This is a genomic window from Leeia aquatica (genome assembly GCF_012641365.1).
GTDB lineage: Bacteria > Pseudomonadota > Gammaproteobacteria > Burkholderiales > Leeiaceae > Leeia > Leeia aquatica.
The window spans coordinates 1,409,373-1,431,377 of sequence record NZ_JABAIM010000001.1; the positions used below are offsets into that span (position 1 = coordinate 1,409,373).

At 61.3% G+C, this 22,005-nt stretch carries 28 protein-coding genes and 1 pseudogene; 8 read left to right on the top strand and 21 right to left on the bottom strand.

Annotated elements, in window-relative coordinates; translation table 11 throughout:
* The first annotated feature begins 69 nt into the window (after positions 1 to 69).
* From HF682_RS07305 to HF682_RS07315, 3 genes are all read left to right on the top strand, one after another.
* Positions 70 to 777 carry a substrate-binding periplasmic protein gene (locus tag HF682_RS07305; protein ID WP_168876533.1) on the top strand — a complete coding sequence of 236 codons (708 nt, stop codon included), beginning with the start codon at positions 70 to 72 and terminating at the stop codon, positions 775 to 777.
* A 95-nt stretch (positions 778 to 872) separates the two neighbouring features.
* Positions 873 to 1,664: a substrate-binding periplasmic protein gene (locus tag HF682_RS07310; protein ID WP_168876534.1), complete on the top strand. Its 792-nt coding sequence runs from the start codon at positions 873 to 875 to the stop codon at positions 1,662 to 1,664.
* A gap of 124 nt (positions 1,665 to 1,788) precedes the next feature.
* On the top strand, positions 1,789 to 2,061 hold the full coding sequence (locus tag HF682_RS07315) for a hypothetical protein (protein WP_168876535.1): 273 nt from the start codon (positions 1,789 to 1,791) through the stop codon (positions 2,059 to 2,061).
* 62 nt (positions 2,062 to 2,123) lie between these two features.
* Here HF682_RS07315 and HF682_RS07320 read toward each other — a convergent pair whose 3' ends face one another.
* From HF682_RS07320 to HF682_RS07340, 5 genes are read right to left on the bottom strand one after another with little or no spacing between them, the layout of a single operon-like run.
* Complete coding sequence (locus tag HF682_RS07320; RefSeq protein WP_205881925.1) at positions 2,124 to 2,702, bottom strand: SCO family protein; 579 nt, start codon at positions 2,700 to 2,702, stop codon at positions 2,124 to 2,126.
* Positions 2,703 to 2,711: 9 nt separating this feature from the next.
* A complete protein-coding gene (cyoE, locus tag HF682_RS07325; RefSeq protein ID WP_205881926.1) occupies positions 2,712 to 3,617 on the bottom strand; it encodes a heme o synthase in 906 nt (301 codons plus the stop codon).
* Between the two features lie 16 nt (positions 3,618 to 3,633).
* A complete protein-coding gene (locus tag HF682_RS07330) occupies positions 3,634 to 4,629 on the bottom strand; it encodes a COX15/CtaA family protein (RefSeq protein ID WP_168876537.1) in 996 nt (331 codons plus the stop codon).
* 4 nt (positions 4,630 to 4,633) lie between these two features.
* Complete coding sequence (locus HF682_RS07335) at positions 4,634 to 5,170, bottom strand: SCO family protein (protein WP_168876538.1); 537 nt, start codon at positions 5,168 to 5,170, stop codon at positions 4,634 to 4,636.
* 29 nt (positions 5,171 to 5,199) lie between these two features.
* Positions 5,200 to 5,904, bottom strand: coding sequence for an SURF1 family protein (locus tag HF682_RS07340; RefSeq protein ID WP_168876539.1), 705 nt, complete (start codon positions 5,902 to 5,904; stop codon positions 5,200 to 5,202).
* Between the two features lie 78 nt (positions 5,905 to 5,982).
* Here HF682_RS07340 and HF682_RS07345 point away from each other — a divergent pair, with 78 nt between their 5' ends.
* Positions 5,983 to 6,183 carry a twin transmembrane helix small protein gene (locus HF682_RS07345; protein ID WP_168876540.1) on the top strand — a complete coding sequence of 67 codons (201 nt, stop codon included), beginning with the start codon at positions 5,983 to 5,985 and terminating at the stop codon, positions 6,181 to 6,183.
* A gap of 39 nt (positions 6,184 to 6,222) precedes the next feature.
* Here HF682_RS07345 and HF682_RS07350 read toward each other — a convergent pair whose 3' ends face one another.
* From HF682_RS07350 to bioB, 11 genes are all read right to left on the bottom strand, one after another.
* Positions 6,223 to 7,080: a cytochrome c oxidase subunit 3 gene (locus HF682_RS07350; protein WP_168876541.1), complete on the bottom strand. Its 858-nt coding sequence runs from the start codon at positions 7,078 to 7,080 to the stop codon at positions 6,223 to 6,225.
* Positions 7,081 to 7,099: 19 nt separating this feature from the next.
* Positions 7,100 to 7,309, bottom strand: a complete 210-nt coding sequence (locus HF682_RS07355; protein WP_205881927.1) for a DUF2970 domain-containing protein — start codon at positions 7,307 to 7,309, stop codon at positions 7,100 to 7,102.
* Positions 7,306 to 7,836 (bottom strand): cytochrome c oxidase assembly protein, encoded by a 531-nt coding sequence (locus HF682_RS07360; RefSeq protein ID WP_308418707.1) that lies wholly within the window; start codon positions 7,834 to 7,836, stop codon positions 7,306 to 7,308. Before HF682_RS07360 ends, HF682_RS07355 begins: the two co-directional genes overlap by 4 nt.
* Positions 7,837 to 7,848: 12 nt before the next feature.
* Entirely contained in the window at positions 7,849 to 7,968 is a 120-nt protein-coding gene (locus HF682_RS17805) for a cytochrome oxidase small assembly protein (protein WP_240947076.1), read from the bottom strand.
* Positions 7,969 to 8,010: 42 nt separating this feature from the next.
* Positions 8,011 to 9,621, bottom strand: a complete 1,611-nt coding sequence (ctaD, locus tag HF682_RS07365) for a cytochrome c oxidase subunit I (RefSeq protein ID WP_168876542.1) — start codon at positions 9,619 to 9,621, stop codon at positions 8,011 to 8,013.
* 33 nt (positions 9,622 to 9,654) lie between these two features.
* Positions 9,655 to 10,824, bottom strand: a complete 1,170-nt coding sequence (coxB, locus tag HF682_RS07370; RefSeq protein WP_240947077.1) for a cytochrome c oxidase subunit II — start codon at positions 10,822 to 10,824, stop codon at positions 9,655 to 9,657.
* A 430-nt stretch (positions 10,825 to 11,254) separates the two neighbouring features.
* The gene (gene bioD / locus HF682_RS07375; RefSeq protein WP_168876543.1) at positions 11,255 to 11,938 is read right to left on the bottom strand and encodes a dethiobiotin synthase; all 684 of its coding nucleotides are present in this window, start codon (positions 11,936 to 11,938) and stop codon (positions 11,255 to 11,257) included.
* Positions 11,935 to 12,819: a malonyl-ACP O-methyltransferase BioC gene (gene bioC / locus HF682_RS07380; RefSeq protein WP_168876544.1), complete on the bottom strand. Its 885-nt coding sequence runs from the start codon at positions 12,817 to 12,819 to the stop codon at positions 11,935 to 11,937. Before bioC ends, bioD begins: the two co-directional genes overlap by 4 nt.
* Positions 12,812 to 13,573, bottom strand: coding sequence for a pimeloyl-ACP methyl ester esterase BioH (gene bioH / locus HF682_RS07385; protein WP_168876545.1), 762 nt, complete (start codon positions 13,571 to 13,573; stop codon positions 12,812 to 12,814). The genes bioC and bioH overlap by 8 nt, the downstream gene beginning before the upstream one ends.
* Positions 13,573 to 14,808 carry an 8-amino-7-oxononanoate synthase gene (gene bioF, locus HF682_RS07390; protein ID WP_168876546.1) on the bottom strand — a complete coding sequence of 412 codons (1,236 nt, stop codon included), beginning with the start codon at positions 14,806 to 14,808 and terminating at the stop codon, positions 13,573 to 13,575. Before bioF ends, bioH begins: the two co-directional genes overlap by 1 nt.
* The gene (gene bioB, locus HF682_RS07395) at positions 14,795 to 15,868 is read right to left on the bottom strand and encodes a biotin synthase BioB (protein ID WP_168876547.1); all 1,074 of its coding nucleotides are present in this window, start codon (positions 15,866 to 15,868) and stop codon (positions 14,795 to 14,797) included. Before bioB ends, bioF begins: the two co-directional genes overlap by 14 nt.
* 36 nt (positions 15,869 to 15,904) lie before the next feature.
* Here bioB and HF682_RS18085 point away from each other — a divergent pair.
* The 4 genes and pseudogenes from HF682_RS18085 to HF682_RS07410 form a co-directional block, all read left to right on the top strand.
* Positions 15,905 to 16,111 (top strand): annotated as a pseudogene (locus HF682_RS18085) (double zinc ribbon domain-containing protein); the annotation flags it as partial.
* A 75-nt stretch (positions 16,112 to 16,186) separates the two neighbouring features.
* On the top strand, positions 16,187 to 16,627 hold the full coding sequence (locus tag HF682_RS07400; protein WP_168876548.1) for a ComF family protein: 441 nt from the start codon (positions 16,187 to 16,189) through the stop codon (positions 16,625 to 16,627).
* Positions 16,628 to 16,701: 74 nt separating this feature from the next.
* Positions 16,702 to 17,202 (top strand): cupin domain-containing protein, encoded by a 501-nt coding sequence (locus tag HF682_RS07405; protein WP_168876549.1) that lies wholly within the window; start codon positions 16,702 to 16,704, stop codon positions 17,200 to 17,202.
* Positions 17,203 to 17,205: 3 nt separating this feature from the next.
* A complete protein-coding gene (locus tag HF682_RS07410; RefSeq protein ID WP_168876550.1) occupies positions 17,206 to 17,670 on the top strand; it encodes a tRNA (cytidine(34)-2'-O)-methyltransferase in 465 nt (154 codons plus the stop codon).
* Positions 17,671 to 17,739: 69 nt separating this feature from the next.
* Here HF682_RS07410 and ushA read toward each other — a convergent pair whose 3' ends face one another.
* The 5 genes from ushA to secB form a co-directional block, all read right to left on the bottom strand.
* Positions 17,740 to 19,365 (bottom strand): bifunctional UDP-sugar hydrolase/5'-nucleotidase UshA, encoded by a 1,626-nt coding sequence (gene ushA / locus HF682_RS07415; RefSeq protein ID WP_168876551.1) that lies wholly within the window; start codon positions 19,363 to 19,365, stop codon positions 17,740 to 17,742.
* A 158-nt stretch (positions 19,366 to 19,523) separates the two neighbouring features.
* A complete protein-coding gene (gene cdd / locus HF682_RS07420) occupies positions 19,524 to 19,931 on the bottom strand; it encodes a cytidine deaminase (protein WP_168876552.1) in 408 nt (135 codons plus the stop codon).
* A gap of 75 nt (positions 19,932 to 20,006) precedes the next feature.
* Complete coding sequence (locus tag HF682_RS07425) at positions 20,007 to 21,011, bottom strand: NAD(P)H-dependent glycerol-3-phosphate dehydrogenase (RefSeq protein ID WP_168876958.1); 1,005 nt, start codon at positions 21,009 to 21,011, stop codon at positions 20,007 to 20,009.
* Positions 21,012 to 21,019: 8 nt separating this feature from the next.
* On the bottom strand, positions 21,020 to 21,469 hold the full coding sequence (locus HF682_RS07430) for an SH3 domain-containing protein (RefSeq protein WP_168876553.1): 450 nt from the start codon (positions 21,467 to 21,469) through the stop codon (positions 21,020 to 21,022).
* The gene (gene secB / locus HF682_RS07435; RefSeq protein WP_168876554.1) at positions 21,462 to 21,923 is read right to left on the bottom strand and encodes a protein-export chaperone SecB; all 462 of its coding nucleotides are present in this window, start codon (positions 21,921 to 21,923) and stop codon (positions 21,462 to 21,464) included. Before secB ends, HF682_RS07430 begins: the two co-directional genes overlap by 8 nt.
* Positions 21,924 to 22,005 lie beyond the last annotated feature (82 nt).

The window sequence follows — 22,005 nt, forward strand, 5'->3', positions numbered from 1 at the left end:
GGCATGATGCCCAAACGCCCTCTCCTTTTGCTGTGGCTCTTCCTGCTGGCCTGCCGGCCGGCAGGGGCCTTGCAACTGTTCACGGAAGAGTGGCCCCCCATCACATTCAGCCGTGAGGGCAAACCCACCGGGCTGGCGGTGGAAGTGGTACAGGCCATCCAGAAGCGGCTAGGCCAACAGCAGGATATCCAGGTGGTGCCTTGGGCACGGGGTTATCGCATGGCGACCTCGGTGCCCGATGTCATGCTGTTCACCACCACGCGCACGGCGGAACGGGAGCAGCTGTTCACCCTGGTGGGCCCAGTCGCCCTGGGTATCAACAACCTGTATGTGCGGCAAGCGGATACCCTCCAACTGCGGGCGCTGGATGATGCCAAGCTGCATGGTCTGATTGGCGTTTACAAGGATACGGTGTTCCAGCAATTCCTAGAGCGACAGGGCTTTGACAACCTCGATATTTCACCGGACCCGCAAAGCGCTGCACGCAAGCTGCTGGCCGGGCGAGTTCGCTTCTGGTTTGACTCCAACCTGACCGCGCCCGCCATTCTGAAAGGGCTGCACGTCCCCACTACGGCCATACGCAGTGTGATGGCCGTGGAGGAAAACAACCTTTATCTGGCCTTCTCCAAAGGCACCCCGGCGGCCACCATCGAGAGCTGGCGTGCCAGCTTGCTGGCCCTCAAGCAAAGTGGCGAATTTACCCGCATCTACCAGCGCTGGCTTCCGGGTGAACTGCCCCCCATGAAAGTGGAAGTGATCGGCATCATGCCGCATTGATGGCAGACCTACCGTCCATCCTGCTTGCCGTGCAGACCCTACCCGGTCGTCTATAGTACCAACAGGACAAGGCAACGGCAGGATACATGATGAAGATGCCACGGCTTCGCGCAACACTGTTGCTCCCCATTGTACTGTCGATCCTCGCCAGTGCAGCGGCCTCTGCTTTGCAGGTCTTCACCGAGGAATGGCCCCCAATCACCTTTAGCGAAGCCGGCAAACCCACCGGTCTGGCCGTTGAGGTGGTGCAGGCCATGCAGAAGAGAATCGGCCAGCAGCAGGCGATCCAGGTGGTGCCGTGGGCCCGTGGCTATCGCATGGCCACCACCTTGCCGGATGTGATGCTGTTCACCACCACCCGTACGGCGGAACGCGAGCAACTGTTCACCATGCTGGGGCCGGTGGCCTTGGGGGTAAACCATCTGTATGTGCGCCGCAATGACAACGTGCAGCTGCGTACGCTGGAAGAAGCCAAGACCATGGGCTTGGTCGGTGTATACAAGGATTCCGTCTGGCAGCAGCAGCTGGAGCGACAGGGCTTTGACACCCTGGATATCTCGCCCGATCCGCAAAGTGCTGCACGCAAACTGTTGGCCGGGCGGGTACGCTTCTGGTACGACTCCAACCTCACCGCCCCCGCCATCCTGAAAGAGCTGCGCGAGCCTACCACTGCCATCCGCAGTGTCATGGCGGTAGAAGAAAATGCCCTGTACCTGGCGTTTTCCAAAGGTACGCCGGCCAGTACCATTGAAAGCTGGCGTCAGGCGCTGCAGGCGGTCAAGGACAGTGGTGAGTTTGCGCGTATCTACCAGCATTGGTTACCTGGCGAGAAGGTTCCCATGCGGGTGGAGGTGATCGGCGTACCCCCCGGCACCCCTACCCGCTGATCCGCTTTGGCTTGCGCAGGCCTGTGGCTTGCTGCATGATGAAATAACTTGAATTTCAGGAGTAGAGACCGATATATCCAGTAACAGACATCACGACCGTTCACCCGCCAGAAGGAGGTGCAGCATGCGTAACCCGAACACCGATATCCTGCATGTACTGGAACGCTCCGACATGATCCAGTTCAATGGTGAATACGCCCGGCCGGATTTTCTGTACGTGCCTGCCGAAGATGAACCCAGCCACCCCGACGATGTGGTACTGGAAATCAGCGTGGCTGATGATGAAGTGGACTTTACCCTGTCCGAACTGGAAAACGCCAAACCCTTGGGTGAAGGCTCCTATCTGCTGGAAGACCGTGGCCTGCTGCGCTGCCTGAGCTCAGCCATCCTGCACTGAACCGCAGGATGTGGCATCAAACGAAAAAACGGCCCGCAAGGGCCGTTTTGTTTTCGGGTGGCCTACTCGGCCAGTAGCAGCCTGAGGTCGTGCGCCCAGTTTTCCGTGCCATGACCCAGCGGCACCATCAGCCTGGCCCTGCCCTGCCGGTCCAGCACAAAGGAAGCGGCGGAATGGTCTACGGCATAATTGCCGTTGGCGTCCGGTTTTTGCGCCTCCCCGACCAGTTTGTAATTTGCTTTAAACTGGGCCAATGCTGCACCTTCGGCACGTAGCCCGAGGAAATCAGGCGAGAAATAGGTCACGTACTGCCGTAGCACGGCTGCAGTGTCGCGTGCCGGATCGGCGCTAACAAACAGTACCTGCACATCGCGGAAATCCTCACCCATCCGCTTGCGCACATTGGCGAGCTCCCCCAGTGTCACCGGGCAGACATCCGGGCAGTGGGTGTAGCCAAAGAACAGCACCACCAGCTTGCCCTTGAAGTCGGCCAGCTTGCGGGCTTTGCCATTGAAATCCACCAGCGAGAAATCCCCGCCGATGGCGGAGCCGGTAATGTCGGTGGCCACAAAAGGCTCCGGCTGCTTGCAGCCCTGCAGACCCAGCAACAGCACAACCATCCATAGCCAGCGCCACATCATCCATGCCCCTTAAACGGTGACCGGCCAGTGCCAGTAATGATCCAGCAGCAGCGCGGCGAACAAGAGGGACAAGTATAGGATGGAATAGCGGAAGGTATGCTGTGACAAAGCGTCGCTATAGTGGCGGTGAATACGGACGGCCAGCCACAGGAAATAGGCTCCCAGCACCACCGCACTCGTCAAGTAGATCCAGCCCGACATGCGGATAGCTACCGGCAGCAAGGTAGCTGCGAACAGGATCACGGTGTAGAGCAGGATATGCAGCCGGGTGAACTGTGGGCCATGGGTCACCGGCAACATCGGCAGCCCCGCCTTGGCGTATTCATCTTTGCGGTACAAGGCCAGCGCCCAGAAGTGTGGCGGCGTCCAGGTAAAGATGATCAGGAACAGCACCCAGGCTTCCGCTGGCACCTGTCCGGTAACGGCGGCCCAGCCCAGTACCGGCGGCATGGCACCACTGGCCCCCCCGATCACGATGTTCTGCGGGGTCGAGGGCTTGAGCAACAGGGTGTAGATGATGGCGTAGCCGACAAAGGTCGCCAGCGTCAGCCACATGGTCAGTGGGTTGACCCACAGCCAGAGCAGTACCATGCCACCACCGCCCAGCAACACGGCCCACTGCAGCACCTCTCGCTCGGACACCTGCCCTTTGGGCAAGGGGCGGCCCTTGGTGCGTGCCATCACCGCATCAATGCGTTGTTCCACCAGGCAATTGATGGCAGCAGCAGCGCCCGCCACCGCAGCAATCCCCACGGTACCTGCCAGCAGCACCGGCCAAGGCACCATCCCCGGCGTGGAGAGCAGCATGCCGATCACGGCACAAAACACGATCAGCGACACCACACGTGGCTTGGTCAAGGCCATGAATTCCTGCCAACGCAGGCGGGTGGAAGCAGGGGGGGTACTGATTGTCATGCCCATATCGCCCTCATCATGCACTACGGATACGCCCGGTCCAGACGCGATAATTCAGCGTCACCACACTGCACAGCAGCAAAGCCGCCACCAGATTATGCGCCACCGCCACCGCCAGTGGCAGCTGCAACAGAATATTGCCAATCCCCAGCGACACCTGCAGCAACAGCAAGGCCAGCACGATGCGGGCATGCCGGGTGAGGCCATAGGCGTGCTGCGCCCGCCAGGCAAACGCGCCTACCACCAGCAAGGTCAGCAGCGCACCCAGCCGGTGCACCATATGGATGGCAGTGAGATTGGCTTGGGTCAGCATTTGCCCGTCGGGGGTTTCCCCCAGCTCACGCAGGACATGAAAGGCATGGCGGAAATCCGTCTGCGGCCACCATTGCCCCTGGCAGGTCGGGAAATCCGAGCACACCGTTGCCGCATAGTTGGTGCTGACCCAGCCACCCAGAATGATCTGGCAGGCCAGTACCAGCAAAGCCAGCAAGGCCAGGCCACGCAAATGTCGATATTCGCTGCCGGATGCAGCATGCTTGGTGAAGACCTGCCGCATTGCCAGCCAGCTGAGTAGCCCCAGCAGGGTCATGCCGCCGATCAAGTGCGAGGTGACAATGGCGGGCTTGAGCAGCAAGGTGACCGTCCACATGCCCAGCAGCCCCTGGAAAATCACCAGCGGCAACAACACGCTGGCCAGTAGCGGCGACTGCTGCAGACGTTCACGCTGCCGCCAGGCCATGATGGTGATGGCAATGATCAGCAGGCCGACACCGCTGGCCACAAAGCGGTGAATCATCTCTTTCCATGCTTTGCCCATCGACACCGGACCGGTGGGATGGGCTTGCTGGGCCGCGCTAATTTCCTCCGCCGCATGAGCCGGGCTCAATTTGCCATAGCAGCCCGGCCAGTCCGGGCAGCCGAGGCCCGCATCCGACAGGCGGACATAGGCCCCCAGCGCCAGCAGCAGGGCGGTAATGAGAGTCGTCCAGATCACCAGTTTGCGGTATGCCATGGTGTCAGCCCAGCCCCTGATTGTTTTTCAACAGCTTGGCAAACTCCTGGATAACGGAGTGCGGCACCGCATCGGGGGCATAGCGAAACACCAGATTGCCATGCGGATCCATAATGAAGATGGCGTGCTCCGGTGCACCAAACGGCTGCAATTGCTTGAGCAAGGCCTCACCGCCACGGGCAACCAGCAGGCCTTCGCGATCCATCGCCGGCAGCGATGCCAGCGGCGCAGTACCCGTCGCCAGCCACACCCGCTCTACCCGCCCCATATCCTTGCCTTGAGCCAGGCGGATCTGCCGCAAGGCATGCACCTGCTGCAGGCATGGTGCGGTGCACTCTGCCGCGCCCACGGTCAGCAGCCACCATTTACCGGCAAAGCGCTCTGCGGTGAGAGCTTTGCCCTCCACCGTCTGCAAACCTTCCAGCCGGGCGGGTGCAACCGGCTGCATCAAGGTACCGTAACTGCGTACCGTAGTGGGCTTGAAGAAGAAATAAGCCACGGTCGCCGCCATGATGGGCACGGCACTTAGCAGAGCCAGCAAGTACAGGGTCCTGCGGTTGTTTGCCAGACTCAATCACGCCTCCTGCTTTTCAGATTGACCACCACGAACAGTACCACCATCAGCACCGCAATCAACAACCACTGCCCGGCATAACTGACATTGCGCAGGCGTCCATCGTCCACCTCAGGCCAGTCGTGGGCCAACCCGGCTTCCACCGCCCCGGTTTGCCGCACCAGCCACGGCAACACCGCTTGCTGATAATGCTGTTGGTAGCGCTGCGGATTCAGGTTTTGCCACAGCTTACCCTGCTGCACATCCTGGCTCAATTCCATGGGCAAAGGCCCCGGCCAGACCACCTCACCACGCACACTGTCCGTCCGCGCCAGCGCAGCAAGAGCAATCTGCGCCTTGCCCGCGCGTGACACCCAGCCGCGGTTGACCAGCAGCCAGCGCGATTCACCACTCAGCTTCAGCGGCATCCACAGCTCGTAGCCCGCCACACCGTTTTGCACCCGATTATCCAGCCAGACTGCGCCTTGCGGCTGCCAGCTACCTTGCAATTGCACCGGTTGCCAGGGCTGTGGCGGCTGTTTCAGCATCGCTGCCGCGTCCAGCGCCGGGGACTGCTGCATGAGCGTGAGCTGCGCCCGCTGAGCCGCCTTATGCTCAGCCTTGCTCCACTGCCACCAGCCCAGCCGCAGCGCCAGCAGCACTCCCACCAGCAACATCAGCCAAGCCCACCAGCGGGGTTGAAAACGGCGCGTGCTCATCATCAAGCGGCCCTGCCGGTCTGTTCACGCCTGAAGTACAATACGGGGATTGTGCTGCGGACATCAAGAGAGGGGAACACCATGCGGGTTGTGGTCATCGTCATGCTGCTGGCCATCGTCGCCAGCATGGGTTCTGCGGTTTACTATTTGCTGAGCCGGAAAAGCCAGTCTTCCGAGCGACTGGTGCGGGCGCTGACTTTCCGCATTGGCTTGTCCGTCTGCCTGTTTCTGTTACTGATGGCGGGCTTGTATTTCCACATCCTGCCAAACCAGCATTTGTAATCGGGTGTGCCAGCCAAGCTGGTACACCCGATGATTCACTTACAGCCAGTAGACAAAGACAAACAGGCCCAGCCACACCACATCCACAAAGTGCCAGTACCAGGCTGCGGCTTCAAAGGCAAAGTGGCTATCCGGCTTGAAGTGGCCCTTGATCGAGCGCACCAGCATTACCAGCAACATGATGGTACCCAGCGTCACGTGTGCGCCGTGGAAGCCGGTCAGCATGTAGAAAGTAGAGCCATACACACCCGAGGCCAGTGTCAGGTTGCCATGGGCAATGGCATGACCATATTCCTCCACCTGGAAGTAGAGGAAGAGTGCACCCAGGCCCACCGTCGCCGCCAGGCCCCAGATCAGCTGGGCGCGGTTATTCTTGATCAGCCCCCAGTGGGCAATGGTCACCGTGATGCCGGACGTCAGCAGGATCAGGGTATTGATGGCAGGCAGGCCCCAGGCAGCCACCGGGGTGAAGTGCTCCGGTGCCACCGGCGCGACCTGTGCGGGCCACATGGCCGTGAAGTCCGGCCACAGCAGCTTGTGGGTCATATTGCCCAGCTCGGGTACCGAAATCACCCGGATGTAGTACAGCGCACCGAAAAAGGCGGCAAAGAACATCACTTCGGAGAAAATGAACCAGCTCATGCTCCAGCGGAAGGACATGTCCACCTTCTTGCTGTACAGGCCGCTCTCACTTTCACCGACAACTTGGCCAAACCAGCCAAACAGCATGTACAGCAGGATGGCAAAGCCGATGCCCAGTGCATAGTGCCCCATCTCCATGTGATTCATGGTGAAGGCAGCGCCCAGCCCCAGGAAGAACATGGCGGTTGAGCCCACCAGGGGCCACTTCGATGGCTGAGGTACAAAGTAATGCGGCTGAGGCTGCGTACTGGCCATGATGTCTTCCCTCTCTCCTTTAGTGACCGCTGGTAGCGATCAGGTATTTGACTGCGCCCAGTACAGTCAGCACAAACAGCACGCCACCGACGATCCCGGTAATGATCAGCTGCTTCGCCGTCAGGCGATGTGCATCCTGCTGGTAATCCTGGTTACTGCGAACCCCAAGAAAGCTCCACAATACCGCCACAATTGGCGATCGTTTGCTGCGGGGCTGGGGCTCACTCACGACTGATTCCCTTCAACTTCAAAAAACGTGTACGACAAGGTGACGGTACCGATTTCCTTGGGCAGCGCACTATCCACCAGAAACACCACCGGCATCACCCGTCGTTCACCCGGTGCAAACTTCTGCTGGCGAAAGCAAAAACACTCCAGCTTCTTGAAGTGGCTACCCGCCTGCATCGGCGCGTAGCTCGGCACCGCCTGGATCACGACCGTCCGGTTGGTCCGGTTGACCACCTCATACTCCACCTGCTGCACCTGTCCCGGGTGGATACTCACTTTGCTCATCTTGGGCCGAAACTGCCACGGGCTGCTGCCGCGTTCATTGCTGTCCAGCTCCACTACCACTTGCCGTGTCGCATCCACCTGCGTGTTGGTCGGGCTTTCTGCTTGCAGCAAGCTGTTCAGGCCCAGCGCCTCGCACAGGTGCTTGTAAAACGGCACCATGCCGTAACTGACCGCGAACATCAGCAAGGCCACAATAGTCAGCTTGAACAACAGCTTGCGGTTCAACACCGGCAGGTACAACACAGCGTCACCCCGTCAAATGTGGCCAAACAACCACTGCTTGATCATGACGCCGACAAACACGGTCAACACAATCGACAGCAAAATCCACAGCAGGCGGCGGTTTTTCTGCTGCACTTCCGGTGAGCTACTCATCCACACTCCTCGCAGGCGGGTGACCGGCACCCGCCCCCATGCTTACTTGACGGTCGGCGGCACATCCCAGCTGTGATACGGTGCCGGGCTCGGCAGCGTCCACTCCAGACCTTCCGCACCATCCCAAGGCTTGGCTGCTGCAGGCTCACCCTTCTTCAGGAAGGTCACCTTGACCACAATCCACAGGAACAGCAGCTGGGTCAGGCCAAATCCGAACGCACCAATCGAGGCGATCTCATTAAAGCTGGAGAACTGCAGCGCATAGTCCGGAATCCGGCGCGGCATACCCGCGAGCCCCAGGAAGTGCATCGGGAAGAAGGTGATGTTGAAGAAGATGGTCGACAGCCAGAAGTGGGTCTTGCCCAGCTTCTCGTCGTACATGCGGCCCGTCCACTTCGGCAACCAGTAGTACACCCCGGCAATGATGGAGAACAAGGCACCCGACACCAGCACATAGTGGAAGTGCGCCACCACGTAGTAGGTATCGTGCAGGTTGATGTCCACCGCTGCCATCGCCAGCACCAATCCGGAGAAGCCGCCGAAGGTGAACTGGGAGACAAAGCCAATGGCAAACAGCATCGGGGTTTCAAAGCTCAGTGAGCCGCGCCACATGGTGGCCACCCAGTTGAACACCTTCACCCCGGTCGGCACGGAAATCAGCATGGTGGCGAACATGAAGAACAGCTGCGCGGTCACCGGCATGCCCACCGTGAACATGTGGTGCGCCCATACCATGAAGGACAGGATGGCGATGGAGGCGGTGGCATACACCATCGAGCCATAGCCAAACAGCTTCTTGCGGCTGAAAGCGGGAATGATCTCGGACACCACGCCGAAGGCGGGCAAGATCATGATGTACACCTCAGGGTGTCCGAAGAACCAGAACACATGCTGGAACAGTACCGGATCACCGCCACCTGCCGCATTGAAGAAGCTGGTGCCAAAGTGACGGTCCGTCAGCAGCATGGTCACCGCACCGGCCAGCACCGGCATCACGGCGATCAGCAGGTAGGCGGTAATCAGCCAGGTCCAGCAGAACATCGGCAGCTTCATCATCGTCATGCCCGGCGCGCGCATGTTGAGGATGGTGACGATGATATTGATCGAGCCCATGATCGAGCTCATGCCCAGAATGTGCACGGCGAAGATGGTCAGGTCCATGCCGATGCCGAACTGGGTCGCCAGCGGCGGGTACAGGGTCCAGCCCCCGGCGGCGGCACCACCCGGCATAAAGAAGGAGATCACCAGCAGCAAGGCGGCTGGCGGCATCAGCCAGAAGCTCCAGTTGTTCATGCGGGCAAACGCCATGTCCTGCGCGCCAATCTGCAGCGGGATCATGATGTTAGCCAGGCCCACAAAGGCCGGCATGATGGCACCAAACACCATCACCAGTGCATGTACCGTGGTCAGCTGGTTGAAGAACTCCGGCTTCCAGAATTGCAGGCCCGGCTGCCACAGCTCAGCACGAATGCCCAGCGCCAAAAGGCCGCCGAAAAACAGCATGAAGAATGAGAACCACAGATACAGCGCACCAATATCCTTGTGGTTGGTGGCCATGAACCAGCGCTGGAAGAACGCCGGTTTGTGATCGTGATGATCGTCGTGGCCGTGCCCAGCATCGTGACCGAGCGCGGCGTCTTGTGCATGCGACATGGTAAGTCTCCTGATACGTGCGGTTCGGTCGGGTTACTGGCGAGCAGCCTTCACCTGGGCAGGCTGCAACAGGTCACCCTTGTTGTTGCCCCAGGCATTGCGCTCATACGTTACCACCGCCGCAATATCGGTATCGGACAGTTGCTTCCAGGCTGACATGGCCGTACCCGCCTTGCCTTTCAGCACGATTCCCAGATGGTCTGCGATCGGGCCGGTTGCCACCTTGGAGCCTGCCAGTGCCGGGAAGCTACCCGGCACACCCTGGCCACTGGCCTGATGGCAAGCGGCACAGTTGGCTTCGTACACCCCTTTGCCCCGCGCCACCAGATCCGGCAAGGCCCATACCTTGTTCGGGTCGTCCTTGGCCAAGGCCAGGCGCGCCTTGGTGTCCGCCTTCCATTTGTCGTAATCCGCTTGCGGCAAGGCACGCACCACAATCGGCATGAAGCCATGATCCTTGCCACAGAGCTCAGCACACTGACCGCGGTAGATCCCCGGCGCATCTGCCTTGAACCAGGCATCACGGATGAAGCCCGGGATGGCATCCTGCTTCACACCCAGTTGCGGCACCCACCAGGCGTGAATCACGTCGTTGGCGGTCAGCAGCAGGCGCACCTTCTTGCCAACCGGCACCACCAGCTCCGTACCCGGCTCCACTTCCAGCAGGTAGTGGGCATTCTTGGCAGCGCTCTTGCCGTCGTAGTTATCAATCTGGTCACGCGGGGTCGCCAGCGCCGAGACATACTCGATGCCATCGTCGAGGTAGTTGTAACCCCACTTCCACTGATAACCCGTGACCTTGACCGTCACCGCCGCGTTGCTGCTGTCCTTCTGCGCGATCACGGTTTTGGCTGCGGGAATACACAATGCGATGAGGATCACGAACGGAATCACCGTCCAGATCACCTCAACCACATGGTTTTCGTGGAAATGCGCGGCTTGCGCGCCTTTGGACTTGCGGTGGGCGTAGATGGAATAGAACATCACGCCAAACACCACAAAGAAAATCGCGAGGCAGACCACCAGCATCATGCTGTGCAGGTTGAAAATCTGCTCGGCAATGCCGGATTTCGGCGCTTGCAGGTTAAGCGGATAATTGCCGGGCTGATTGCCCTCGGGCAGTGTGTCCGCAGCCCACGCCAGCGGCGACATCAACGCCAGCGATAACGTACAGGCCACTCTTTGCTTCATGGTTTCAAACATGCAACCCCCATACGGAAATGCCCTTGCTCGTATACCCACTACTTCGGTGCCAGTCACGTTCCTCGGCTCAAAATGCATGAGGAGGCCGCCACTGTGTCAAATTGTCGCGGTCGATGTTAGCAAATGCGCAGCAACACGGGCAAGCCAGCCTTGATCTTGATCTAAGTCATAATTTGTGCAGGTAGTTGCCGCGCCGCAACATGTTTTTGTCCAAAAACCGCCTGCATCCACGTCTGCAGGCCAAAAAATGCCCATTGGTGGCCTGAATTTGGTTTATTGCAGTGCATGATGAAAAAATCCAACACTGCCAGCACGATTCAGCATGGACAGGCCGCCACGGTTGCGCAAGCGCCCAAGGGGACAGGTTACTCAGGGTATCAGCAGCAAGGTGCCCGAACCTTGGCAGGGTCCGGGCTTCGGCAAATGGCGCTTAATCTTGCAGTAGTGCCTGCAGTAACGGCTGCAGTTGCAAAGGAGAAGCGGGGGGCGCCTGCCACGGTAGTACGCCCAGGCAAGGGGCAGGGATGTGCTGGCGCAAGGTGGCCAGGTTGGCCTCGGCATGGCGCATGACAGGGTCCAGCTGATTGGCGACCCAGCCCAATAGCGGTGCGCCACTGGCACGAATGGATTCAACCGACAGCAGCGCATGGTTCAGACAGCCCAGCCGCATGCCGACCACCAGCACCACCGGCAACTGTAGCTGCAGCGCGAGATCACGCATGAACAAGGTATCGGTGAGGGGCGCTAGCCAGCCGCCCGCACCTTCCACCAGCACCACATCCGCCTGCTGGCGCAATTGCTGCAGGTGGTCCGCCAGCAAAGCCAGATCAATCTCGACGCCCGCCTCGTGTGCCGCCAGATGCGGCGAAATCGGTGGACCAAACAAATAAGGGTTGACCCACGACATCGGCTGCACGGAACTTGCGGCCTCTGCCAGCGCGCGGGCGTCTTCACTGTAGCGCCCCTCACCATCGACCAGTGCGCCACTGGCAACCGGCTTCATGCCCAGCACCTGCAGGCCATGCGCGCGCAAGCCATGCATCAATCGCACCGAGCTGAAGGTCTTGCCGACTTCGGTATCGGTGCCGGTCACGAAAAAGGCAGCACCTTTCATCCGCGTGACCCGCGCGGGTGGAAGTCAATCACCTGCCGCCCATCGGGCAGCTGTCTGGCAGGTCGGGGCTGCGGCTTCCAGGCATGCCCATACACCACTTCGTAGGTGGCGGGCAGCTTGCCATCCTGCCGCAGCTGCTCGTAATTACGCAGCACCTGCTGCCAGCGCTGCTTACCCATCAGGCCCTGTGGGCGCCCGTGGGTCACATTGTGCGCACCGATGGCCTTGAGGTCCTGCATCACCGCACGCACATCATCGTAGGTGAGCGTCAGATACTCCATGTCCATAACCGGCGTGGCAAAGCCATTGCGGACCAGGCCGTCGCCGATATCGTGCATGTCGATAAAACGGTTGACGTGGGTATGCCCGTCTAGCCCGGCAAAGGCTTGTCGCAACTCACGCAGGGTGTCCGGCCCCAGCGTGGAAAACATCAGCAGGCCTTCTGGCCGCAATACCCGGTGAAACTCGGCAAACGCCTGGTCCAGGTCCGTCACCCACTGGATGGCGAGGTTGGACCAGATCATGTCCACGCTGTCCGCCTGCAGGGGCAGGCGCTCAATGTCGGCACACAAGGCCGGAGCGGGGGCCAGCCAGCGCTTCAGCAAGCCTTGCTTGCGACGCGCCGCCAGCAGCATGCTGTGGGCAATGTCCAGCTCCAGCACCTGCGCCTTGGGATAGGTGGTGCGTAGCAGGCCGCTGCCATAGCCGGTGCCGGAACCGGCATCCAGCACCCGGTGCGGCTGATGCTTGATGTAATCCAGCCGCTCGGCCATGCGGTCACACACCTCCCGCTGCAATACTGCGGCGGCATCATAGCTATCCGCCGCACGCTCAAAAGCGCGCCGCATCAGGCGTTTTTCAGGCTGGAACACTTCAGGCATACAACACTTCACGAATCAATGCCGCACACTCACGGCCATGGGTCAAAAACGGCGCATGCGCCGACTGGGGCAGCAGCAGGCTGCGTGCCTGCGGCAACTGTGTCTGCAGCCAGTGCGCCGCCCCGATCGGCACCAGCGTATCGCGCTCACCGTACAGCAGGACAGTGGGCTGCTTCACGGCAGGCAGCAGCGGTCGCAAATCGCTGTCACGCAGCAGTTGCAAACCCGCTGCCAACGCCTCGGCACTCGCCAGGGGCCGCTCATGCAGGCTGTGGCGCAGCTGCTGCACCTGGCGGCGTGCCTCCGGGCTACCCAGCGCCTGCAAGGCCAGAAACTGCTGCACGGTGGCAGCGGTATCCGCCTGCAGCCGGTCCACAAACTGCTGCAGCACTGCCTCCGGCATGGCACACGGCCAATCGGGCTGCTGCATGAAGCACGGCGAGCTGGCCATCAGACCCAGGCGCGTGACCCGCTGTGGACGGGTAGCTGCTGCCTGCAAGGCCAGCATGCCACCCAGCGACCAGCCCAGCCACATGGCCTGTTCCGGCACGGCATCCAGAATAGCCTCAGTCAGGCTCGCCACCGTGTAGGGGGTGCACAAGGCGGAATGACCATGCCCCGGCAAATCCACCACATGCACGCGGGCAAACGCACTCAACCGGGATACGAACTCTCCCCACACCCCACCGTGCATGCCCCAGCCGTGCAACAGCACCAGATCGGGACCGGTACCGTGGCTATCGACCCGTATCATCAATCTGCCCCCGTGGTCAGCCGGGATGAATGAGCAGCGGAATCATAATCCGGCGTTCCACCCTGCCACTCCCGGGCGCAGGCGTGCAGCCCTTCCAGCAGCAGGCGAATATCGTCTTCGGTATGCGCCGCGCTGAGCGAAATGCGTAAACGCCCCTGCCCCACCGGGACCGTTGGCGGACGAATGCCGGGCACCCACAGCCCGCGTTGCCACAGGCGATCCGCCAGCTTCTGCGTCTCTTCGTTACTGCCCACCCGCAGCGGCTGAATCGCCGTTTCCGATGGCAGCAAGGTCCACGGCAGGTCCGCACACCCCTCTCGCAGCTGCCGAATGTGGGCGCGCAAGGTCTCTCGCCGCTGCTGGCCACCTTCGATCAGGTCCAGGCTTACGCACAGCGCGGCAGCCAGCGCCGGTGGCGATGCCGTGGTGTAGATGTAGCTGCGGCAACGGTTCAGCAACCAGTCGATCAGCAGAGCATCACCGCATACCGCCGCCCCTTGCACCCCTGCCGCCTTGCCAAAGGTCAGCAACTGGATCAAGCGCGGGTGATGCAGGCCCCAGTATTCCGCGCAACCTCGCCCGTGCTCGCCCAGCACCCCTAGGCCGTGGGCATCGTCCACATACAGCCAGGCATCATATTGCTCGGCCAGCGCCAGCAACTCTGGTAGCGGAGCCAGATCGCCATCCATGCTGTAGACGCCATCGACCACAATCAGCCGTCGCCGGGCAGGTGTGGTGGCCAGCAGTGTGGCCAGCTGGTTCAGGTCCTGATGGGCAAAGCGGCGAAAGGTGGCGCGGGACAGCAGGCAGCCATCGTTTAGCGAGGCATGGTTGAGGCGATCGGCAAAGATGGCGTCCTCACGCCCGACCAGCGCCGGGATGATGCCCACATTGGCGGCATAGCCGGTGGCAAAACTGAGCGCGGGCCAACCGGTAAACGCCTGTAGCCGCTGCTCCAGGCGGGCATGCTGCAAGTGATGGCCGCTGACCAGATGTGAGGCCGCGCCGCCCAAGCCGGATTCGTCCAGAGCCTGCTTGGCGGCGTCGATCAGCAGGGGGTGGTGTGCCAGCCCCAGATAGTCATTGCTGCAGAACGACAGTACCGCCCGCCCGTCCGCCACAATGTGGGTATCAGCCGGGGTGGTGCGGGTGCGGCGCTGACGGCGCAGCTGCTGCGCCGACAATTCATCCAGCTCCGCCGCAAATGCGGCGAACGGTGACTCAGCGGTGGCCATGGCCACAGCCACAGCCGCCGGTCGGTGAGGTCTGGTCGTCCTCGTCGTCGTGGCAGTGGCTCATCTCAAACTGTTGCGGGCGCATGTTCAGCTTGGTCAGCAGCGCCTGATCGCGGCTGACTTCCGGGTTTCCGGTGGTCAACAGCTTGTCACCATAGAAAATCGAGTTGGCCCCCGCCATGAAGCACAGCGCCTGCATGGCCTCCGGCATGGCCTGCCGACCCGCAGACAGGCGGACATGGCTGCGCGGCATCAAGATACGCGCCACCGCGATGGTGCGCACAAACTCGGTCCAGTCCAGTGCATCGGTACCGTGCAACGGGGTGCCTTCCACCTGCACCAGATTGTTGATCGGCACCGATTCCGGCTGTGGCTCCAGATTAGCCAGCTGTGCCAGCAGCCCGGCCCGTTCCAGCCGGGTTTCGCCCATGCCGACGATGCCGCCACTACAGACGTTGATGCCGGCCTGACGCACCTTGTTGAGGGTATCCAGCCGGTCTTCATAGTCGCGGCTGCTGATGATGTCGCCGTACTTTTCCGGCGCGGTATCCAGATTGTGGTTGTAATAGTCGAGCCCCGCATCCCGCAGCTGCTCGGCCTGGCCTTTTTGCAGCATGCCGAGCGTGGCACAGGTTTCCAGCCCCAGCGCCTTTACCGCCTTGACCATTTCGATCACCGGCGTCAGCTCTTCCTGGCCCGGCCCGCGCCAGGCCGCGCCCATGCAGAAGCGCCCGGCCCCGGCTGCCTTGGCAGCTTTGGCCGCGCTCAATACCTCGTCCAGCTGCAACATCGGCTGATTGTCCACCCCCGCGTCGTGCATGGCCGACTGCGGACAGTAGCTGCAATCCTCAGAGCAGCCACCGGTCTTGATCGACAGCAGGGTGGACAGCTGTACCACATTGGGGTCAAAGTGCTGACGGTGAACGGTCTGCGCCTGAAACAGCAGATCGTTGAAAGGCAGGTCAAGCAGTGCCTGCACGTCTTCGGCAGTGAAACGGTCCACCTCAGGATGTGCTTGCAGCGGGGTCAGGGTCTGGAAATGCAGGGTATGCTGGCTCATGGCAGGTACAGGTCATTACGTTGCCGCGAGGGTAGGATGAACCGCAAGGATTGTCAAATTTTAGCCGGCCATTTTTTGAACCACTGCGCACAATTTGTGCAATCACTCCTCCCCGGCCGTTGCGCCTTGTGTGACCGCAGCGGCAACCATCCCCTATGCGCATCCTGCTGGCAAGCCCTGCCCCGATTGGGCCCAACCCGCTGCCGAGGCTGCGCCCGACCTTTATCGCAGCCAGGTCTGTGCGGCCCCTGTCTGCGTCAGCCCCTGAGCCTTCAGCAAATCCATGCCAGCTATCATTTTGACGCCCCGCTGAGTGCCTTGATTCACCGCTTCAAGTATCGGCAGCGCTGGGCGGATGCCCGCCTGTTGGCCCGGTTGATGCTGGAGGACGTACCGGACTGGCCTGCGGGTACCCTGCTGTTGCCCATCCCGCTGCATCCACACCGTTTGCGCGAGCGAGGCTATAATCAGGCCGCCCTGCTCGCTCGCCACCTGGCGCGTACCTTGCAGCTGCCCAGTAGCTTGACTGCCTTGCAACGGGAACGCGACACGCTACAACAGCAAGGCTTGTCACGCCAGGAGCGACAACGTAACCTCAAAGGGGCCTTCCACGTGGATGGCAGCCAAGTGGCCGGGCGCTGCGTGGTATTGGTCGACGACGTGATGACCACCGGCAGCACGCTGGACACCGCCAGTCGGGCCCTGCTGCGGGCAGGCGCACGTCAGGTCGAGGGCTGGGTTCTGGCCCGCGCCTTGTAAGCACCCCCAGCATGATTTCCAGGCGGATGCCACGATGGCAGGCCGCTGCTTTGACCGATTCAGGAGTACCGCACATGAGCCACCCCGCCATCATTCAACCTGATGCCATCCGTGATGCAGATGACAGCAGCTATCCCGGCAGCCGCGAGCTGCATGGCATTGGGGCCAACTTCGGCCAGCATTTCGGCCTGCAGCGGCTGGGCATCCATCACGAGCTGCTGCCGCCCGGCCGCCGCACTTCACGACCGCACGCCGAGGCCGACGAGGAAGAATTCGTTTATGTGCTGAGCGGCGCACCCGATGTCTGGCTGGATGGCGAGCTGCACCGCCTGCAGCCGGGCGAGGCGGTGGGCTTCCCGGCAGGCACCGGGCTGGCACACACCTTCATCAACAATACCGACGAGATGGTGACGCTGCTGGTAGTCGGCGAAAAAGTACCCGGCTGTCGGGTGCATTACCCGCTACACCCGGACTACAACCAGACCATTGGCGAGCGTCACTGGACACCCCCCGCCCGTCCGCTGGGCCCCCACGATGGGCTGCCGGACGCCCTGCGCGCCAACCCGGTGGATTAAGGCATGTTCCATATTGTCCTGTTCAACCCCGAAATTCCGCCGAATACCGGTAATGTGATCCGGCTGGCCGCCAACACCGGCTGCCAGCTTCATCTGGTCGAGCCTCTGGGTTTTCCGCTGGAAGACGCCAAGCTGCGCCGCGCCGGGCTGGACTACCACGAGTACGCCCGCATGCAGGTGCACCCGGACTGGGCAAGCTGCAAGGCGGCATTGGGCGAGCGGCGCTGCTTTGCCTTCACTACCAAGGGCAGCCACTGCTTCAGTGAAGTCGCGTTCCAGCCGGAAGATGTATTCGTGTTTGGCCCGGAAACCCGTGGCCTGCCTGCCGAACTGCTGCAGGAATTTGCCCCGGCTGAGCGCCTGCGCTTGCCGATGCTGCCGACCAGCCGCAGCATGAACCTGTCCAACACCGTGGCGATCACAGTGTTCGAGGCCTGGCGACAGCACGATTTCGGCGGACATCGCTGATCGCCCCCAGCGTGCAGGCAACAAAAAAGCAGGCACCCGGCCTGCTTTTTTGTTTGCTACTGCATGGTCTTACTTGCGGGTCACCGCGTCACCCGGCGCATATTGCGCGGTTTTCACCGGTTTTTGTGCCGCCACAAACTCGCGCAGCACGTCTGCATCCACATAACCGGTATTGACATAACCCGGATGGGTGCTCAGCTTCGGATAACCATCACCACCCGCAGCGGTGAAGTTGTTCAGCGCCATGCGGTAGGTCTTGACCGGGTCCAGTGGCTTGCCACCGATGCTGGCCGACTTGACTGCACCGCCTTCAATCTCCAGACGGATACCGGCAAACTGCGGGAAGGCACCGGAACCTGCGGTCATCTTGGCGGCCGCGTTCAGGTAGTCCAGCACTTCCTTGCCGCTCAGGTCTACATACACCAGCATGTTGCCGAACGGATGCACCTTCAGCACATCCTTGTAGGTCAGCTTGCCTGCCGGCATGGAATCACGAATGCCGCCGGCGTTCATCAGCGCGAAGTCGGCCTTCGACTTTTGCATCATGGCGGTAGCAATGAACACGCCCAGATTGGTCGGCTCTTTGCGCACCACGTTGCGGTCACCTTCCAGCTTGCCGTCGGACTCACCCACCTGCACATCCAGCGCGGCACGGCCCTTTTCCTGATACGGGGTCAGGAACTTGAGCATGTCGACATCTTCCTTGATCTCGCTGGTGTAGAAGACCTTTTTGTCCTTGCCGTCGTCGCCCTTGACCGTCTTCTTCAGGTTGATCGGCACCAGGGTGTATTTGACCAGCTTCATCTCACCATTGCGGTATTCGAAGTCCGCCCGGCCCACATACTTGCCCCATTCGTGTGCCTGTACGATCCAGGCGCCATTCTGGCGGTCTGGCGCGCACTCGGTGCCTGGAACATAGGCATCGTTACGTACGTTTTCCGCCTTCATGCACACCGGGTTCTGGCTGTGGCCACCCACGATCAGGTCAAAACCCTTGACCTGACGTGCCATCTCCACGTCACCCTCGGCATTCACGCCACGTGCGCCATTGGTGTAGTGGCCCATGTGGGTTGCTGCAATCACGATATTGGCCTGACCACGCAACTCTGGCATCAGCGCGGCGGCTTCCTCGGCTGGCTTGCGGAAGGTGACACCCTGCACATTGGCCGGGTCCACCATCTTGGCGGTATCGTCCGTGGTCAGACCCACCACGGCCACCTTGAGGCCATCCAGGTTGAACACTTGATAGGGCTTGAACAGGCGCTGGCCATCCTTGTAGATGTTGGCAGACAGCATCGGGAAGTTGATCCATTCACGCTGCTTGCTCAGCACCGACCACGGATTGTCGAACTCGTGGTTGCCCACCGCCATGGCGTCATAGCCCAGCTTGGCCATGCCCTTGAAATCTGGCTCGGCGTCCTGCATGTCGGATTCCGGTACTCCGGTGTTGACATCGCCACCGTCCAGCAGCAGCGAGTAACCGCCTTGCGCCTTCACATCGGCGCGGATCTGGTCGATCACGGTCTTGCGGGCCGCCATGCCGTACTCGCCATCACCGTTTTTCCAGAAACGGCCATGGTGGTCATTGGTATGCAGGATGGTCAGATGATAGGTTTTCTCCGGCTGGTAGTTGGCAGCACAACCGGACAGCAGTGCGCCAATCAGCATCGGCAGCAGCAAAGGCTTCAAAGACATGGTGATTCCTCTCTCTTACGCGGCATATGGGGTGCTTCAGGCCTCGATGGCCTCGCTCGCGGTGTCATGGCACCGCATTGTTATGGTGGCCCCGACAGGGGTAGCACTGCGCAATGTCAACAAAGAAACTTTACTTTGTCAACAAAGGCAATCAAACATCACACCACACCCAGATCACGTCCGGAGAAGCCAAACGGCAACAGCTCACCCACGGTGGTGACCAGACGGGCATCCCCCAGATTGGCCAGGATCACCGGCGTATCCGGTGCACACAGCTCCAGCATCACCTGACGGCAGGCGCCGCACGGTGAAATCGGCCCTTCGGTATCACCGATCACGGCCAGCTCGGCCACTTCACCCGGGCGCATGCCCGCTGCGATGGCGCTGAACAAGGCGGTACGCTCTGCACAATTACACAAGGGGTAGGATGCATTCTCGATATTACAACCGGTAAACACCCGCCCATCACGGGTGCGCAACGCGGCCCCCACCTGGAAACGGGAATACGGTACATAGGCCCCTTCACGGGCCAGACGGGCAGCTTCTACCAGTGCCTGGCGGTCCATAGTGCTCTCCTCGCAGCGTCATGCTGCATCCAACAGATTACGGGGGGTAATGCTTTTCAGCTTATGCGGGGCGACTCAGCCCTGGGCAGGTGGCAATTCCAGCACCGGTTCACGCGCCAGCAGGCGAAGCAAGGCGTCTTGCGCGGTGACTTCACCCCGCAGCAGTTGTCCCACAGCCGCCGTAATCGGCATCGACACCTGCAGGGCAGCGGCCAGCCGCTCTGTCTCGTAGGTGGTCGGCACCCCTTCGGCAACATGCCCCAGTGCCTGCAACACATCAGGCAAGGACTGGCCCTGTGCCAGCAACAAGCCCACGCGGCGGTTGCGCGACAAATCACCGGTGCAGGTCAGCACCAGGTCGCCCAGGCCACCCAGGCCCATCAGGGTCTCGGGACGTCCGCCCATGCGGGTCGCCAGCCGGGCCATCTCGGCCAGGCCACGGGTAATCAGCGCAGCCCGGGCGTTATGCCCCAGCTGCAAACCATCGGCGACGCCAGCGGCAATCGCCATCACATTCTTCACCGCCGCACCGACCTCCACCCCCACCACGTCATCGGTGGCGTACAGGCGCAGGCGCTGGCTATTCAGCTTTTGTGCCCAGTGCACGGCCAGCTCGCTGTCGGCGCAGGCCAGCGTAATGGCAGTCGGCTGACCGGCAGCCACTTCCTTGGCAAAACTGGGGCCGGACAGCGCACCGGCCGGGTGCTCACCCAGCAACTCGGCCACCACCCGATGCGGTAGCTGGCGAGAAGTGGCTTCAAAACCTTTACACGCCCAGAACAGGGGCGGCAAGGGTAGTGACAGGGCCTTCAAGGCTTGCAGGGTCGGGCGCAGACCGGCGATCGGGGTCACCAGCAGCAGCAGATCTTGCCGGGCGACCGCAGCGGTCAGGTCATCCGTTACGCTCAGATGATCGGGGAACGCGGCATCCGGCAGGTAGCGGGCATTGCTGCGGCTCGCCTGCATCACCGCAACCTGCTGGGTATCCCGCGCCCACAGGGAGACCTGATGCCCATCCCGAGCATAGGCGATGGCCAGCGCCGTGCCCCAGGCGCCTGCGCCAAGCACACCGATCTGCAAACGACTCATCAGGCGCCCCAGACGTCAGCCAAGCGCACCCAGCCGGTCACGCCATCACGATGGCGCACCTGCAGCCAGCCTGGCTGGGCTTCTTTACCTATTGGCAGCAGCTCCAGCACCACATCCCGGCTAACCCGCGCCACGACACTGCCGGCGGCCTCAGGCTTGCTGCGCATGTCGAGCTGGGCCACATTGACCAGCACCGTGCGTTTGCTGCTCCATTCCGATTTCTGCCCCCAAGCCAGGCTGCCGCTGCGATCCCGCAGCTTCACCCAATCGCCCTGCGTAATCAGCACTTCAGCCGGGTAACCTTGATTGACCACATAGAGCTTGCGGGCGCTGGCGTTCGGGGCATCGTACAGCACCGCCGCCCGGCTGGACGCCGAGCGGTATTCGGTGGCCGATGCCACACTGGCCCACAACAGCAGGCCCAGTGCGAGCAGACGGCGATCAGGCATTGCCTTGTGCCTCGGCCAGCTCTTGCATGCGCTGCATGAACAGGGCTTCGAAGTTGACCGGCTGCAGAATCACCGGCGAGAAGCCCGCGCGGTTGGTCAGGTCGGAGATCACTTCACGCACATACGGGAACAGGATGGTCGGGCAGTGAATGCCGATCACGCCCGGCATGTCGTCGTCGGGGATGTTCAGGATGTGGAAAATGCCAGCCTGAGCCACTTCGGCCAGAAACACCGTCTTTTCACCAATCTTGTTGGTCACGGTGACCGTCAGCACCACTTCAAAGAAGCCTTCGCCGATTTGCTGAGCTTCATTGTGCAGCTGGATACCGATCTCGTTCTCGCCCTCTTCCAGAAAAATCTGCGGGGCATTCGGCACTTCCAGCGATGCATCCTTCACATACAGCTTCTGGATGTTGAATACCGGGTTCTGGTCGGCAGCCTGTTGTTCGCTCATGGTGTTCTCGTCAAAGTGAAAAAAACCCGGCCCGGCAACACGCTCGGTCCGGGTATGTGCGTCCCGTACAGGGTCCGCAACA